Here is a 12514-nt window from a genome sequence, read left to right on the forward strand (position 1 = left end):
TTAAATACCGTCGCCGTACTCGAAGCGGTGATTCGCGCCGTTAAAATGCTGATCCATATCCATCGCGGGTTTGTCTGACTCCGGCTTGCCGACAATGCGGGCCGGTACGCCCGCCACTGTGGTGTGCGGCGGCACCGGTTGCAGCACCACCGAACCCGCGCCAATCTTCGCGCCGCGCCCGACTTCGATATTGCCGAGAACTTTAGCCCCGGCGCCAATCATTACGCCTTCACGGATCTTCGGATGGCGATCGCCGCTGGTTTTGCCGGTCCCGCCGAGCGTGACCGACTGCAAAATCGAAACGTCGTCTTCCACCACTGCCGTTTCCCCCACCACAATGCCGGTGGCATGGTCGAGCATGATACCGCGGCCAATCTTCGCCGCCGGGTGAATATCTACCTGGAAGGACACCGACACCTGATTTTGCAGGAAAATCGCCAGCGCGCGGCGGCCCTGATTCCACAGCCAGTGACCGATGCGGTAAGACTGCAGGGCGTGAAAACCTTTCAGGTAGAGCAGCGGCGTGGAGTATTTATCCACCGCCGGATCGCGGGTGCGCACCGCCTGAATATCGCAGGCGGCGGAGGCGATCATTTCCGGGTCGGCAGCGTAGGCTTCTTCCACCACTTCACGAATGGCGATGGCGGGCATGATTGGCGACGCGAGTTTGTTCGCCAGCATATAGCTCAGCGCGCTGCCGAGGTTTTCGTGCTTGAGTAAGGTTGCGTGATAAAAACTGGCCAGCATTGGCTCACAATCGGCCAGCGCCCGGGCTTCGGCTTTAATATTATTCCAGACGAGATCCAGTTCTTCACACGGCATTGCATACTCCAGGCGAAATAAAATGACCGGCCACTCTGCGATGGCCGTGTCAGTGATGAGGATTAGGGAGCCGGATGGCTGGTACGCTCATCCTTGCGGGAGCGGCCTAATAAGGTCAATGCTGCCTCGCGCGCATTTTTTCCGCAATACAATACCTGATAAATTTCCTCGGTTATTGGCATTTCGACACCAAAGCGGTGTGCCAGCTCGCGGACTTCTTTGGTATTGCGGTAACCTTCCACGACCTGCCCGATGCTCTCCTGCGCGCTTTTTACGTCCATGCCCTGACCTAACGCCATCCCGAAACGACGGTTACGGGACTGGTTGTCGGTGCAGGTTAAGACCAGATCGCCCAGTCCCGCCATGCCCATAAAGGTGGACGGATCGGCGCCCAGCGCCGCGCCCAGACGGGACATTTCCGTCAGACCACGGGTGATCAGCGCCGTACGCGCATTCGCGCCAAAACCGATGCCATCGGACATGCCCGCGCCAATAGCAATGACGTTTTTCACCGCGCCGCCCAGCTGCACGCCGATAAAATCCGGGTTGCTGTAGACACGGAAGCTTTTGCCGCAGTGCAGCAACTGCTGCAAATCTTCAGCGAAAACCTCGTCGGTGGAGGCAAGTGAAATGGCCGTCGGCAGGCCCGCCGCCAGTTCTTTGGCGAAGGTCGGCCCGGAAATTACCGCCAGCGGAATGGCATCGCCCAGCGCTTCACGCGCCACATCCTGCAACAGACGGCCCGTTTCAGCTTCTAAGCCTTTGGTCGCCCATACCACGCGCGCGTCGTCGCGCATCAATGGTTTGATTTGTCGCAGCACGTCACCAAAAACATGGCTTGGCACCACCACCAGAATATTGCGGCTCGCGGCAAGCGCCGTCGCTAAGTCGCTCTCAAGGTGCAGCGTATCGGGGAAAGGCACATCCGGGAGGAACGCCACATTGCAACGGTCGTGTTGCAGTGTCGCGATATGTTTTGGATCGTGGCCCCAAAGCACCACTTCGTGGCCATTTCTTGCCAGGGTAATGGCAAGAGCGGTGCCGTAAGAGCCGGCACCGATCACAGTCATATGAGCATTTATCGTACTCATCAGGCATCCTGAGGTTGTTCGGTACCTTCGCCTGCCTGCTGCTGCAAATAGTTCATGAACAGCGCATCGAAGTTGACCGGTGCAAGGTTCAGCTGCGGGAATGTACCGCGGGAAACCAGGCTGGTGATGCATTCACGGGCATACGGGAACAGAATGTTCGGGCAGTATGCGCCTAAGCAATGCGCCATCTGGGTACCTTCGATACCGCCAACGGAGAAGATACCAGCCTGCTGGACTTCGCACAGGAAGGCCGTTTCTTCGCCCAGGCTTGCGGTCACGGTGACGCGCAGCACCACTTCATAAACGTCTTCAGCGAGCTGGCTGGAAGCTGTATCCAGATCCAGTTTCACTTCCGGCTGCCAGTCTTTCTGGAAAACGTGCGGCGCGTTTGGCGCTTCGAAAGACACATCCTTGGTATAAATACGCTGGATCTGGAAAGCCATTTCGGTGTTATTTTGTTCTGACATGAGTAGTCCTTAGTGTTGTCCTAAATACGCTCTAGCGTAACAGGGGATCGAGTCCACCACGCGCGTCCAGCGCATACAAGTCGTCACAGCCGCCAATGTGCTGTGCATCAATAAAAATCTGCGGCACGGTCGTACGGCCACTACGTTGAATCATCTCTTCGCGCTTCACCGCATCGCCATCAATCGGCAGCTCTTCGAAGGCAACGCCTTTGCTGTTGAGCAATGCTTTTGCGCGATGGCAAAACGGGCAGATCGCTTTGGTATAGATTTCAATGTTGGCCATGACAGCACTCCACTTATGATTTATTTACCGCGAACAAGCGGGAGGTTTTCACCACTCCAGCCAGCTACGCCATCTTTCAGTACATAGACTCGTTCGAAGCCCGCTTTAATCAGCTCGTTCGCCGGAGCCTGGGCCTGCATACCGGCACCATCTACCACAATAATGGGTTTGCTTTTATTTTTCTCAAGCTCGCCGAGGTTATTGTTTTTGATATCGTTAGGCAGCACGTTGTGCGCGCCCGCGATGTGGCCTTTGCGGAAATCATCACGCTGGCGCAGATCCACAACCACCGCATCTTCTTTGTTGATCAGACGCGTTGCTTCACCACGCGTGATGACTTTAACTTTCGACACCAGACCCTTGAAGGTGGTGAACAGCACCGCCGCCAGTAAGACAACCCATGCGATACAAAGTATGGGGTGACGGCTAACAAATTGCATAATTTCTTGCATGGAGGGCAACAACTCCCGACTCAATGATTAAAAACCAGGAAAGGAGTATACCTGTGCGGTGTAGCAAATACAGCCAGCGAGCACAACGGAATGCATTTTCTGCGGCGCGTTACGAAAAAAATGCCTGAAGCCATTAAAAACACAGCCCTTCCCCACCTCATTCTTTGATCTTCTGCGGCTATTTGATCGATTCAGCTGTAGTAAAATTACGCAAATTTTTGACTCATGAGCATGAGGTTGTCGCAATGTCGGTTTCTAAAAAACCTATGGTACTGGTGATCCTCGATGGCTATGGCTATCGTGAAGACCAGCAGGATAACGCTATTTTTAACGCTAAAACGCCGGTCATGGATGCCCTGTGGGCGAAACGTCCGCATACGCTGATTGACGCATCCGGCCTGGAAGTGGGTCTGCCGGACCGCCAGATGGGCAACTCGGAAGTCGGTCACGTCAATCTGGGCGCGGGCCGTATCGTTTATCAGGATCTGACCCGTCTGGACGTAGAAATCAAACAGGGCACCTTTTTCAGCAACCCGGCGCTGACCGCTGCGGTGGATAACGCCACCACCAGCGGCAAAGCCGTGCACATCATGGGCTTGCTGTCTGCGGGCGGCGTGCACAGCCATGAAGATCACATTCTTGCGATGGTCGAACTGGCAGCTCAGCGCGGCGCAGAAAAAATCTATCTGCATGCTTTCCTGGATGGCCGCGATACCCCGCCACGCAGCGCAGAATCGTCCCTGAAACGCTTCGAAGACAAATTTGCTGAACTGGGCAAAGGCCGCGTCGCCACTATTATTGGTCGCTACTATGCGATGGACCGCGATAACCGCTGGGATCGCGTGGAACAGGCATACAACCTGCTGACGCAGGCGAAAGGCGAGTTCCAGGCCGACAGCGCGGTCGCAGGTTTACAGGCAGCCTATGCCCGTGATGAAAACGACGAATTCGTAAAAGCGACGGTGATCCGCGCCGAAGGCCAGGCCGACTCCGCGATGGTCGACGGCGATGCGCTGATTTTCATGAACTTCCGTGCCGACCGCGCCCGCGAAATTACCCGCGCCTTTGTGAATGCCGATTTTGACGGCTTCGCCCGTCAGAAAGTGGTGCAGTTAAGCGATTTCGTCATGCTGACCGAATACGCCGCCGATATCAAAACGACGGTGGCTTACGCACCGGCGTCCCTGGCGAATACCTTCGGCGAGTGGATGGCGAAGCATGACAAAACCCAGCTGCGCATTTCCGAAACCGAGAAATACGCCCATGTGACCTTCTTCTTTAACGGCGGCGTTGAAGAGTCGTTTGCCGGCGAAGATCGCATTCTGATCAACTCCCCAAAAGTGGCGACTTACGACCTGCAGCCGGAAATGAGCAGTGCAGAATTAACTGAAAAACTGGTCGCAGCGATCAACAGCGGCAAGTATGACGCCATCATCTGCAACTACCCGAACGGCGATATGGTAGGACATACCGGCGTCTTTGAAGCGGCGGTTGCCGCTGTCGAAACCCTGGATAACTGCATCGCGCAGGTCAGCGAGGCGGTGGAGTCCGTGGGCGGCCAGCTGCTGATTACCGCGGATCACGGCAATGCTGAGCAGATGCGCGACCCGGCCACCGGCCAGGCGCATACTGCCCACACTAACCTGCCGGTGCCGCTGATCTATGTGGGCGACAAAACCGTGAAAGCGGTGGATGGCGGCAAACTTTCCGACATCGCGCCGACCATGCTGGCGCTGATGGGCATGGAAATCCCGCAAGAGATGACTGGTAAGCCGCTGTTCATCGTGGAATAATCGCTCCCCATGAGGGGAAAGGCGATTTTTTCAAACACCTGGACTGTGTCGATCCGGTCCGTGATCTACGCCAGCGCGCTCAGCGCTGGCGTATTGTTGTGCGCCTTTTCAGCCCACGCGGATGACCGCGACCAGTTAAAATCCATTCAGGCAGACATTGCCGCCAAAGAACGTGCCGTTCGTAAGCAACAGCAGCAGCGCAGCACTCTCCTCGCCCAGTTAAAAGCGCAGGAAGAGGCGATCTCTGCCGCCACCCGCGCTCTGCGCGAAACCCAGAACACTCTCGGCCAGCTCAATAAACAAATTGATGAGATGAATGCATCTATCGCCAGACTGGAGCGCCAGCGCGCCAGCCAGGAGCGTAATCTGGCCGCGCAGCTTGATGCGGCATTCCGTCAGGGCGAACACAGCGGGATACAGATGATCCTCAGCGGCGAAGAAGGCCAGCGATCGCAGCGTCTGCAGGCCTATTACGGCTATCTGAATCAGGCGCGTCAGGAAACCATCGCCCAGCTCCAGCAAACCCGTGAAGAAGTGAACTCTCAGAAAGCCGAGCTGGAAGAGAAGCAGAGCCAGCAGCAAACCCTGCTTTATGAGCAGCAGGCACAGCAGGCTAAGCTTGAGCAGGCGCGCAACGAGCGTAAGAAAACCCTCGCAGGCCTGGAGTCGTCCATCCAGCAGGGCCAGCAACAGCTGAGCGAACTGCGGGCTAACGAATCACGGCTGCGCAATACCCTTGCCCGCGCCGAAGCCGCCGCCAGAGCGCGGGCGGAACGTGAAGCGCGCGAAGCCCAGGCGGTGCGCGATCGCCAGAAAGACGCCTCGCGCAAAGGCACCACCTATAAGCCGACGGAAAGCGAACAGTCGCTGATGTCCCGCACCGGCGGCCTCGGATCGCCACGCGGCCAGGCCTACTGGCCGGCACGGGGCACTATCCTGCATCGTTATGGCGAACAGTTACAGGGTGAGCTACGGTGGAAAGGAATTGTGATCGGCGCCTCTGAAGGCAGCGAAGTAAAAGCCATTGCCGATGGCCGTGTGATCCTCGCCGACTGGCTGCAGGGCTATGGTCTTGTGGTGGTGGTTGAACACGGTAAAGGCGACATGAGTCTTTACGGCTATAATCAGAGCGCGCTGGTCAGCGTGGGCACGCAGGTGCGTGCCGGTCAACCGATTGCCCTTGTGGGCAGCAGTGGCGGTCAGGGCAGACCTTCACTCTATTTCGAAATTCGCCGCCAGGGTCAGGCGGTCAATCCACAACCGTGGTTGGGAAGATAAGTTTTGCTTCAATTTCGTCGTCTGATTGTTGCTGTTGTCAGCGTTCTGGTTTTCACCGCCCCGGCGTTTGCCGGAAAACTCGCCATCGTGATCGATGATTTTGGTTATCGTCCGCACAACGAAAATCAGGTGCTGGCGATGCCTGCCGCCATCTCTGTTGCCGTGCTGCCCAATGCGCCTCATGCGCGGGAAATGGCGACCAAAGCGCATAATCTGGGCCACGAAGTGCTGATTCACCTGCCGATGGCCCCGCTCAGCAAACAGCCGCTGGAAAAAGACACCCTGCGCCCGGACATGAGCAGCGATGAAATCGAGCGCATCATCCGCAATGCGGTAGACAGTGTGCCCTATGCCGTCGGGCTGAATAACCATATGGGCAGCGCCATGACCTCCAGCCTGTTCGGCATGCAGAAGGTGATGCAGGCGCTGGCGCGTTACGATCTCTATTTTCTCGACAGTATGACCATCGGCAACAGCCAGGCAATGCGCGCGGCGACGGGCACCGGCGTGAAGGTGATCAAGCGTAAAGTGTTCCTCGACGATACCCAGAACGAAGCCGATATTCGCCGCCAGTTTAACCGCGCGGTAGAACTGGCGCGGCGTAACGGCTCGGCGATCGCCATCGGCCACCCGCACCCGTCAACAGTGCGCGTCCTGCAACAAATGCTGCCCACTTTGCCGCCGGATATCACGCTGGTGCGTCCGGGCAGCCTGCTGAACGAGCCGCAGATCGACACCTCAAAACCTGTGCTGACGCCGCCCGCCAGCCAACCGCAGGCACCGCGCAACCCGTTCCGCGGCGTGAAGTTGTGTAAACCGAAGACAGCCCCTGAGCGCGTTGATGCGACGCGTTTCTTTAGCGTGCTGAGCGAAAGCATCAGCGAGAGTCCGCTGGTGAAATACGTGCAGGGCCAGTGGCAGGGATGGGGCAAAGCCCGCCAGCAGGCGGGCTGATGATCAGATCAGGCGGCGATTTTTTTGCGTTTTCGGCAACGCCGCCTTTTCATCCTGATGAATATACCAGGCTTTGAAATATTTCAGAAAACTATAAAGCGTGGCATATAAACCGGTTACCACCCCGACTTTCCCGCTACGCCATGCCCCGCTAAACAGATACCATTTAAAAAACGCGCCTATGGCGCTTATTATGCCGCGCCCGATTGACGGTTTCACCTGCTGATATTTCACCAGCCGCGAGGTATAGCTGTTGAGTTTGTTGAAAACTTCATGCAAAGAATAAAAGGTATCGTGGCGCACGCGTCCGGGAATTTTTACCGAAGTGCTAAAGCCTTCGACTTTATCGTCCACCGGTCGATCGTTAAAACGCGCATGCTGACGGTTGAATAATCGCACCGGAAAATCGGGGGACGACACCGGATAAAGGGTTCGCACTTCTTCCCCCAGCACATACCAGTAACGGGAAAGCCGCCACGCCTGGTCAGGGGGAGGCGTCTCTCCCGCTTTCAGACGTAAAATAAAATCAATGGTTTCGGGATCCAGCACTTCATCGCTGTCCAGACATAACACCCAGTCATTGGTCGCCAGACTGATGGCATAGTTCATCTGCGCGCCATGCATAGTGTAAGGGTGGTGGTGAATAACCAGTTCATATTCATGACATATATCCAGGGTGGCATCGCTGCTCCCGGAATCCACGACAATAATTTCATCCGCCACCGCTAAAACGGGCGGCAGAACCTCACGTAATAATCGCGCTGAATTACAGGTCAGCAGACACACGGATAAGGTGAACATACAGTCAATCGCACCTGTTAATAGGATCGTCAATGCATGTTATAACCGGATATTAAAAAAGGTGATAAAGAAATCATGCTTTCGCTATTAAAAATGCAGAAAGATGTGATGGGGCTAAAAAGGCACCCGAAGGTGCCTTTTATTTAATCCCAGCTCAGAATGACTTTTCCTGACTGGCCGGAACGCATGGCGTCGAAGCCTTCCTGGAACGCGTCAATGGGGAAGCGATGAGTGATGATCGGTGTTAAATCCAGACCAGACTGGATGAGCGCCGCCATTTTGTACCAGGTTTCGAACATCTCACGACCGTAAATGCCTTTAATGAACAGGCCTTTAAAGATCACTTTATTCCAGTCGATGGACATCTCTGACGGCGGTATACCCAGCAGCGCAATACGCCCGCCGTGGTTCATGGTGTCGAGCATGGTGCGGAACGCCGCCGGCGCGCCGGACATCTCCAGACCCACGTCAAAACCTTCGGTCATGCCCAGCTCGGCCATCACGTCATTCAGGCTCTCTTTGGCAACGTTGACCGCGCGGGTAACGCCCATTTTACGCGCCAGATCCAGACGGTATTCATTCACATCGGTGATGACGACATGGCGCGCGCCGACGTGTTTCGCCACCGCCGCCGCCATGATGCCAATCGGGCCTGCGCCGGACACCAGCACATCTTCGCCCACCAGATCGAAAGAGAGCGCCGTATGCACTGCGTTGCCGAACGGATCGAAAATAGACGCCAGTTCATCGGAGATATTGTCCGGGATTTTGAAGGCGTTAAACGCCGGGATCACCAGATATTCAGCAAAGCAGCCCTGACGGTTGACGCCCACGCCGATAGTGTTACGGCACAGATGCGTACGACCACCGCGGCAGTTACGGCAATGACCACAGGTGATATGCCCTTCGCCGGAAACGCGATCGCCGATTTTAAAGCCTTTCACTTCCTGACCGATGCCGACCACCTCGCCGACATACTCATGGCCCACGACCATAGGTACCGGGATCGTCTTCTGTGACCATTCGTCCCAGTTATAAATATGCACATCCGTGCCGCAAATTGCGGTTTTACGGATTTTAATCAGCAGATCATTATGTCCGACGTCCGGCTGCGGTACATCGGTCATCCAGATCCCTTCCGCTGGCTTCAGCTTGGATAAGGCTTTCATTACAGGTCCTCAGGCAATCACGCCAAGTTTTTTACCGATGCGGGTAAAGGCTTCCACCGCACGTTCGATTTGCTCAGGGGTATGCGCCGCCGACATCTGGGTGCGAATACGCGCCTGACCTTTTGGCACCACCGGGAAGAAGAAGCCGGTGACGTAAATGCCTTCTTTTTGCAGTTCGCGGGCAAAGTTTTGCGCGACAACGGCGTCACCCAGCATCACCGGGATGATGGCGTGATCGGCCCCCGCCAGCGTAAAACCTGCGGCGGTCATTTTTTCGCGGAACAGGCGCGCGTTAGTCCACAGACGGTTACGCAGCTCGCTGCCTTCCGCCAGCATCTCCAGCACTTTGATGGAGGCGGCGACAATCGCCGGGGCCAGCGAGTTGGAGAACAGATACGGACGGGAGCGCTGACGCAGCCATTCCACCACTTCTTTGCGTGCCGCCGTATAACCGCCGGATGCGCCGCCGAGGGCTTTACCGAGGGTGCCGGTAATGATGTCGACACGGCTCATCACATCGCAATACTCATGGGTGCCGCGGCCATTTTCACCGACAAAGCCTACCGCGTGGGAATCATCCACCATCACCAGCGCATCGTATTTGTCCGCCAGGTCGCACACGCCTTTCAGGTTGGCGATCACGCCGTCCATTGAGAACACGCCGTCGGTGGCGATCAGCACGTGACGCGCGCCGCCGTCGCGGGCTTCTTTCAGACGCGCTTCCAGCTCCTGCATATCGTTATTGGCGTAACGGAAACGCTTCGCTTTACACAGGCGCACACCATCAATGATCGAGGCGTGGTTCAGCGCGTCGGAAATAATGGCGTCTTCCGCGCCCAGCAGGGTTTCAAACAGACCGCCGTTGGCGTCGAAACAGGAGGAGTACAGGATCGCATCTTCCATGCCGAGAAATTCAGCCAGCTTCTGCTCCAGCACTTTATGGCTGTCCTGCGTCCCGCAAATAAAACGCACCGACGCCATGCCGAAACCATGTGAATCCATGCCCGCTTTGGCGGCCGCGATCAGATCCGGGTGGTTCGCCAGGCCCAGATAGTTGTTGGCGCAAAAGTTGATCACCTGGCTGCCGTCGCCGACGGTAATGTCCGCCTGCTGCGCCGAAGTGATGATCCGTTCTTCTTTAAACAACCCTTCCGCACGCGCGGTTTCCAGGTCATGGCTTAACTGTTTGTAAAAATCCCCACGCATTGCAATTCTCCAGACTGGACAAATTTCGGCACATATTACCCAAAGCTATACGTTGATACGAGATGACGCATCATCCATTGTTCATTTTGCAGCATAAATCACGTGTCGTCGGGAAGGTTGGCGGTGAATGGCTGAAGGGTCTGCAATGTGATGGTATGATAAGAAATATTCGTGTCCGGGATTGTCCCGGCGCGCCTCAATTCAAAGGTCACAGTTATGATTATCGTTACCGGCGGCGCAGGCTTTATCGGCAGCAACATCGTTAAAGCGCTGAATGACAAGGGCATCACTGACATTCTGGTCGTGGATAACCTGAAAGATGGCACCAAGTTTGTAAACCTGGTGGATCTGAATATCGCCGACTATATGGATAAAGAAGACTTCCTGATCCAGGTGATGGCGGGGGAAGAGTTCGGCGATATCGAGGCGATTTTCCATGAAGGTGCCTGCTCGTCCACTACCGAGTGGGACGGTAAGTACATGATGGATAACAACTATCAGTACTCTAAAGAGGTGCTGCACTACTGCCTGGAGCGCAACATTCCGTTCCTGTATGCCTCTTCTGCGGCGACCTACGGCGGCCGTACCTCTGACTTTATTGAATCCCGCGAATATGAGAAGCCGCTGAACGTCTACGGCTACTCCAAGTTTTTATTCGATGAATATGTGCGTCAAATCCTGCCGGAAGCGACGTCCCCGATTGTCGGTTTCCGCTACTTCAACGTTTATGGCCCACGCGAAGGCCACAAAGGCAGCATGGCGAGCGTCGCCTTCCATCTCAACACCCAGTTGAACAATGGCGAAACGCCTAAGCTGTTCGAAGGCAGCGAAAACTTTAAGCGCGATTTCGTCTACGTGGGCGACGTGGCGGCGGTCAACCTGTGGTTCTGGGAAAACGGCGTGTCCGGTATTTTCAACCTTGGCACCGGCCGTGCAGAGTCCTTCCAGGCGGTAGCCGATGCGACCCTGGCGTTCCACAAAAAAGGCAGCATTGAGTACATTCCGTTCCCGGAAAAACTGAAAGGCCGCTACCAGGCGTTCACCCAGGCGGATCTCACTAACCTGCGCGCCGCAGGCTACGATAAACCGTTCAAAACCGTGGCCGAAGGCGTGACGGAGTATATGGCCTGGCTGAACCGCGACGCCTGACGATGAAGATCCTTGTGGTAGGCCCGTCATGGGTGGGCGACATGATGATGTCGCAAAGTCTCTATCGCACGCTCAGGGCGCGCTATCCCCAGGCGATTATTGACGTGATGGCACCCGCGTGGTGCCGTCCGTTATTGTCGCGCATGCCGGAAGTCAACGAGGCGATTGCCATGCCGCTGGGGCACGGCGCGCTTGAGCTTGGCGAGCGGCGCAGGCTCGGGCACAGCCTGCGTGAGCGACGTTACGATCGCGCTTACGTCCTGCCGAACTCCTTTAAATCCGCGCTGGTGCCGTTCTTTGCGGGCATCCCGCACCGTACCGGCTGGCGCGGTGAAATGCGTTATGGCGTGCTCAACGACGCCCGCGTGCTGGATAAACAAGCCTGGCCGCTGATGGTGGAACGCTATGTGGCCCTGGCCTGGGACAAAGGCGTGATGCAGTCGGCGAAAGATCTGCCGCAGCCGCTGCTGTGGCCGCAGTTGCAGGTTACGGAGGCGGAAAAAGCCCGGACCTGTGATGCGTTTGGCCTCTCCGCTGAACGTCCCCTGATCGGCTTTTGCCCCGGCGCGGAATTCGGCCCGGCAAAACGCTGGCCGCACTACCATTACGCAGAGCTGGCTAAGCAGCTGATCGACGAAGGTTATCAGGTGGTGCTGTTCGGATCGGCGAAAGATCACGACGCCGGTAATGAGATCCTCGCCGCCCTGAGCATTGAGCAGCAGGCCTGGTGCCGCAACCTCGCCGGTGAAACTCAGCTGGAGCAGGCAGTGATTTTACTCGCCGCCTGTAAAGCCGTGGTGACGAATGACTCCGGCCTGATGCACGTCGCCGCGGCCCTGAATCGCCCGCTGGTGGCGCTGTACGGCCCCAGCAGCCCCGATTTTACCCCGCCGCTGTCGCATAAAGCCCGGGTTATTCGTCTGATCACCGGCTATCACAAAGTCCGCAAAGGCGACAGCGAGCAGGGCTATCACCAGAGCCTGATCGACATTACGCCTGAGCGGGTGCTTAATGAACTTAATGCTTTACTGCTGGCGGAAGAAGGGTAA

Annotated in this window: 13 protein-coding genes; 5 read left to right on the forward strand and 8 right to left on the reverse strand. The window is 56.4% G+C overall.

Annotated elements, in window-relative coordinates:
* From cysE to BMF08_RS04955, 5 genes are all read right to left on the reverse strand, one after another.
* On the reverse strand, positions 1-822 hold the full coding sequence (cysE, locus tag BMF08_RS04935) for a serine O-acetyltransferase (RefSeq protein WP_072571061.1): 822 nt from the start codon (positions 820-822) through the stop codon (positions 1-3).
* A gap of 62 nt (positions 823-884) precedes the next feature.
* The gene (gpsA, locus tag BMF08_RS04940) at positions 885-1913 is read right to left on the reverse strand and encodes an NAD(P)H-dependent glycerol-3-phosphate dehydrogenase (RefSeq protein ID WP_072571060.1); all 1029 of its coding nucleotides are present in this window, start codon (positions 1911-1913) and stop codon (positions 885-887) included.
* Entirely contained in the window at positions 1913-2380 is a 468-nt protein-coding gene (gene secB, locus BMF08_RS04945; protein ID WP_072571059.1) for a protein-export chaperone SecB, read from the reverse strand. The genes gpsA and secB overlap by 1 nt, the downstream gene beginning before the upstream one ends.
* Before the next feature lie 31 nt (positions 2381-2411).
* The gene (gene grxC / locus BMF08_RS04950) at positions 2412-2663 is read right to left on the reverse strand and encodes a glutaredoxin 3 (protein ID WP_072571057.1); all 252 of its coding nucleotides are present in this window, start codon (positions 2661-2663) and stop codon (positions 2412-2414) included.
* A 20-nt stretch (positions 2664-2683) separates the two neighbouring features.
* Positions 2684-3115 carry a rhodanese-like domain-containing protein gene (locus tag BMF08_RS04955; protein ID WP_072571055.1) on the reverse strand — a complete coding sequence of 144 codons (432 nt, stop codon included), beginning with the start codon at positions 3113-3115 and terminating at the stop codon, positions 2684-2686.
* Positions 3116-3360: 245 nt separating this feature from the next.
* Between BMF08_RS04955 and gpmM the strand changes: the two genes are divergently transcribed.
* The 3 genes from gpmM to BMF08_RS04970 are packed head-to-tail and all read left to right on the forward strand — an operon-like array spanning position 3361 to position 7140.
* Positions 3361-4908, forward strand: a complete 1548-nt coding sequence (gpmM, locus tag BMF08_RS04960) for a 2,3-bisphosphoglycerate-independent phosphoglycerate mutase (protein ID WP_072571053.1) — start codon at positions 3361-3363, stop codon at positions 4906-4908.
* Between the two features lie 9 nt (positions 4909-4917).
* Complete coding sequence (gene envC, locus BMF08_RS04965; RefSeq protein WP_072571051.1) at positions 4918-6186, forward strand: murein hydrolase activator EnvC; 1269 nt, start codon at positions 4918-4920, stop codon at positions 6184-6186.
* Positions 6187-6189: 3 nt separating this feature from the next.
* Positions 6190-7140 carry a divergent polysaccharide deacetylase family protein gene (locus BMF08_RS04970; protein ID WP_072571049.1) on the forward strand — a complete coding sequence of 317 codons (951 nt, stop codon included), beginning with the start codon at positions 6190-6192 and terminating at the stop codon, positions 7138-7140.
* Positions 7141-7143: 3 nt separating this feature from the next.
* Here the strand turns inward: BMF08_RS04970 and BMF08_RS04975 are convergent, their stop codons facing one another.
* From BMF08_RS04975 to kbl, 3 genes are all read right to left on the reverse strand, one after another.
* Positions 7144-7941 carry a glycosyltransferase family 2 protein gene (locus tag BMF08_RS04975; protein WP_072571047.1) on the reverse strand — a complete coding sequence of 266 codons (798 nt, stop codon included), beginning with the start codon at positions 7939-7941 and terminating at the stop codon, positions 7144-7146.
* A 143-nt stretch (positions 7942-8084) separates the two neighbouring features.
* Complete coding sequence (gene tdh / locus BMF08_RS04980; RefSeq protein ID WP_072571045.1) at positions 8085-9110, reverse strand: L-threonine 3-dehydrogenase; 1026 nt, start codon at positions 9108-9110, stop codon at positions 8085-8087.
* A gap of 9 nt (positions 9111-9119) precedes the next feature.
* On the reverse strand, positions 9120-10316 hold the full coding sequence (gene kbl / locus BMF08_RS04985) for a glycine C-acetyltransferase (RefSeq protein WP_072571043.1): 1197 nt from the start codon (positions 10314-10316) through the stop codon (positions 9120-9122).
* Between the two features lie 216 nt (positions 10317-10532).
* Between kbl and rfaD the strand changes: the two genes are divergently transcribed.
* Together rfaD and rfaF are read left to right on the forward strand one after the other, a co-directional pair.
* Positions 10533-11465, forward strand: a complete 933-nt coding sequence (gene rfaD, locus BMF08_RS04990; RefSeq protein WP_072571042.1) for an ADP-glyceromanno-heptose 6-epimerase — start codon at positions 10533-10535, stop codon at positions 11463-11465.
* Positions 11466-11467: 2 nt separating this feature from the next.
* A complete protein-coding gene (gene rfaF / locus BMF08_RS04995) occupies positions 11468-12514 on the forward strand; it encodes an ADP-heptose--LPS heptosyltransferase RfaF (RefSeq protein ID WP_072571040.1) in 1047 nt (348 codons plus the stop codon).

The organism is Enterobacter sp. SA187, assembly GCF_001888805.2.
GTDB lineage: Bacteria > Pseudomonadota > Gammaproteobacteria > Enterobacterales > Enterobacteriaceae > Enterobacter_D.

What these genes read in the sequence shown, in the direction of transcription:
- cysE (WP_072571061.1), bottom strand. Translation starts at nt 822, where the DNA reads ATGCCGTGTGAAGAACTGGATCTCGTCTGGAATAATATTAAAGCCGAA.
- gpsA (WP_072571060.1), bottom strand. Translation starts at nt 1,913, where the DNA reads ATGAGTACGATAAATGCTCATATGACTGTGATCGGTGCCGGCTCTTAC.
- secB (WP_072571059.1), bottom strand. Translation starts at nt 2,380, where the DNA reads ATGTCAGAACAAAATAACACCGAAATGGCTTTCCAGATCCAGCGTATT.
- grxC (WP_072571057.1), bottom strand. Translation starts at nt 2,663, where the DNA reads ATGGCCAACATTGAAATCTATACCAAAGCGATCTGCCCGTTTTGCCAT.
- BMF08_RS04955 (WP_072571055.1), bottom strand. Translation starts at nt 3,115, where the DNA reads ATGCAAGAAATTATGCAATTTGTTAGCCGTCACCCCATACTTTGTATC.
- gpmM (WP_072571053.1), top strand. Translation starts at nt 3,361, where the DNA reads ATGTCGGTTTCTAAAAAACCTATGGTACTGGTGATCCTCGATGGCTAT.
- envC (WP_072571051.1), top strand. Translation starts at nt 4,918, where the DNA reads ATGAGGGGAAAGGCGATTTTTTCAAACACCTGGACTGTGTCGATCCGG.
- BMF08_RS04975 (WP_072571047.1), bottom strand. Translation starts at nt 7,941, where the DNA reads ATGTTCACCTTATCCGTGTGTCTGCTGACCTGTAATTCAGCGCGATTA.
- tdh (WP_072571045.1), bottom strand. Translation starts at nt 9,110, where the DNA reads ATGAAAGCCTTATCCAAGCTGAAGCCAGCGGAAGGGATCTGGATGACC.
- kbl (WP_072571043.1), bottom strand. Translation starts at nt 10,316, where the DNA reads ATGCGTGGGGATTTTTACAAACAGTTAAGCCATGACCTGGAAACCGCG.
- rfaD (WP_072571042.1), top strand. Translation starts at nt 10,533, where the DNA reads ATGATTATCGTTACCGGCGGCGCAGGCTTTATCGGCAGCAACATCGTT.
- rfaF (WP_072571040.1), top strand. Translation starts at nt 11,468, where the DNA reads ATGAAGATCCTTGTGGTAGGCCCGTCATGGGTGGGCGACATGATGATG.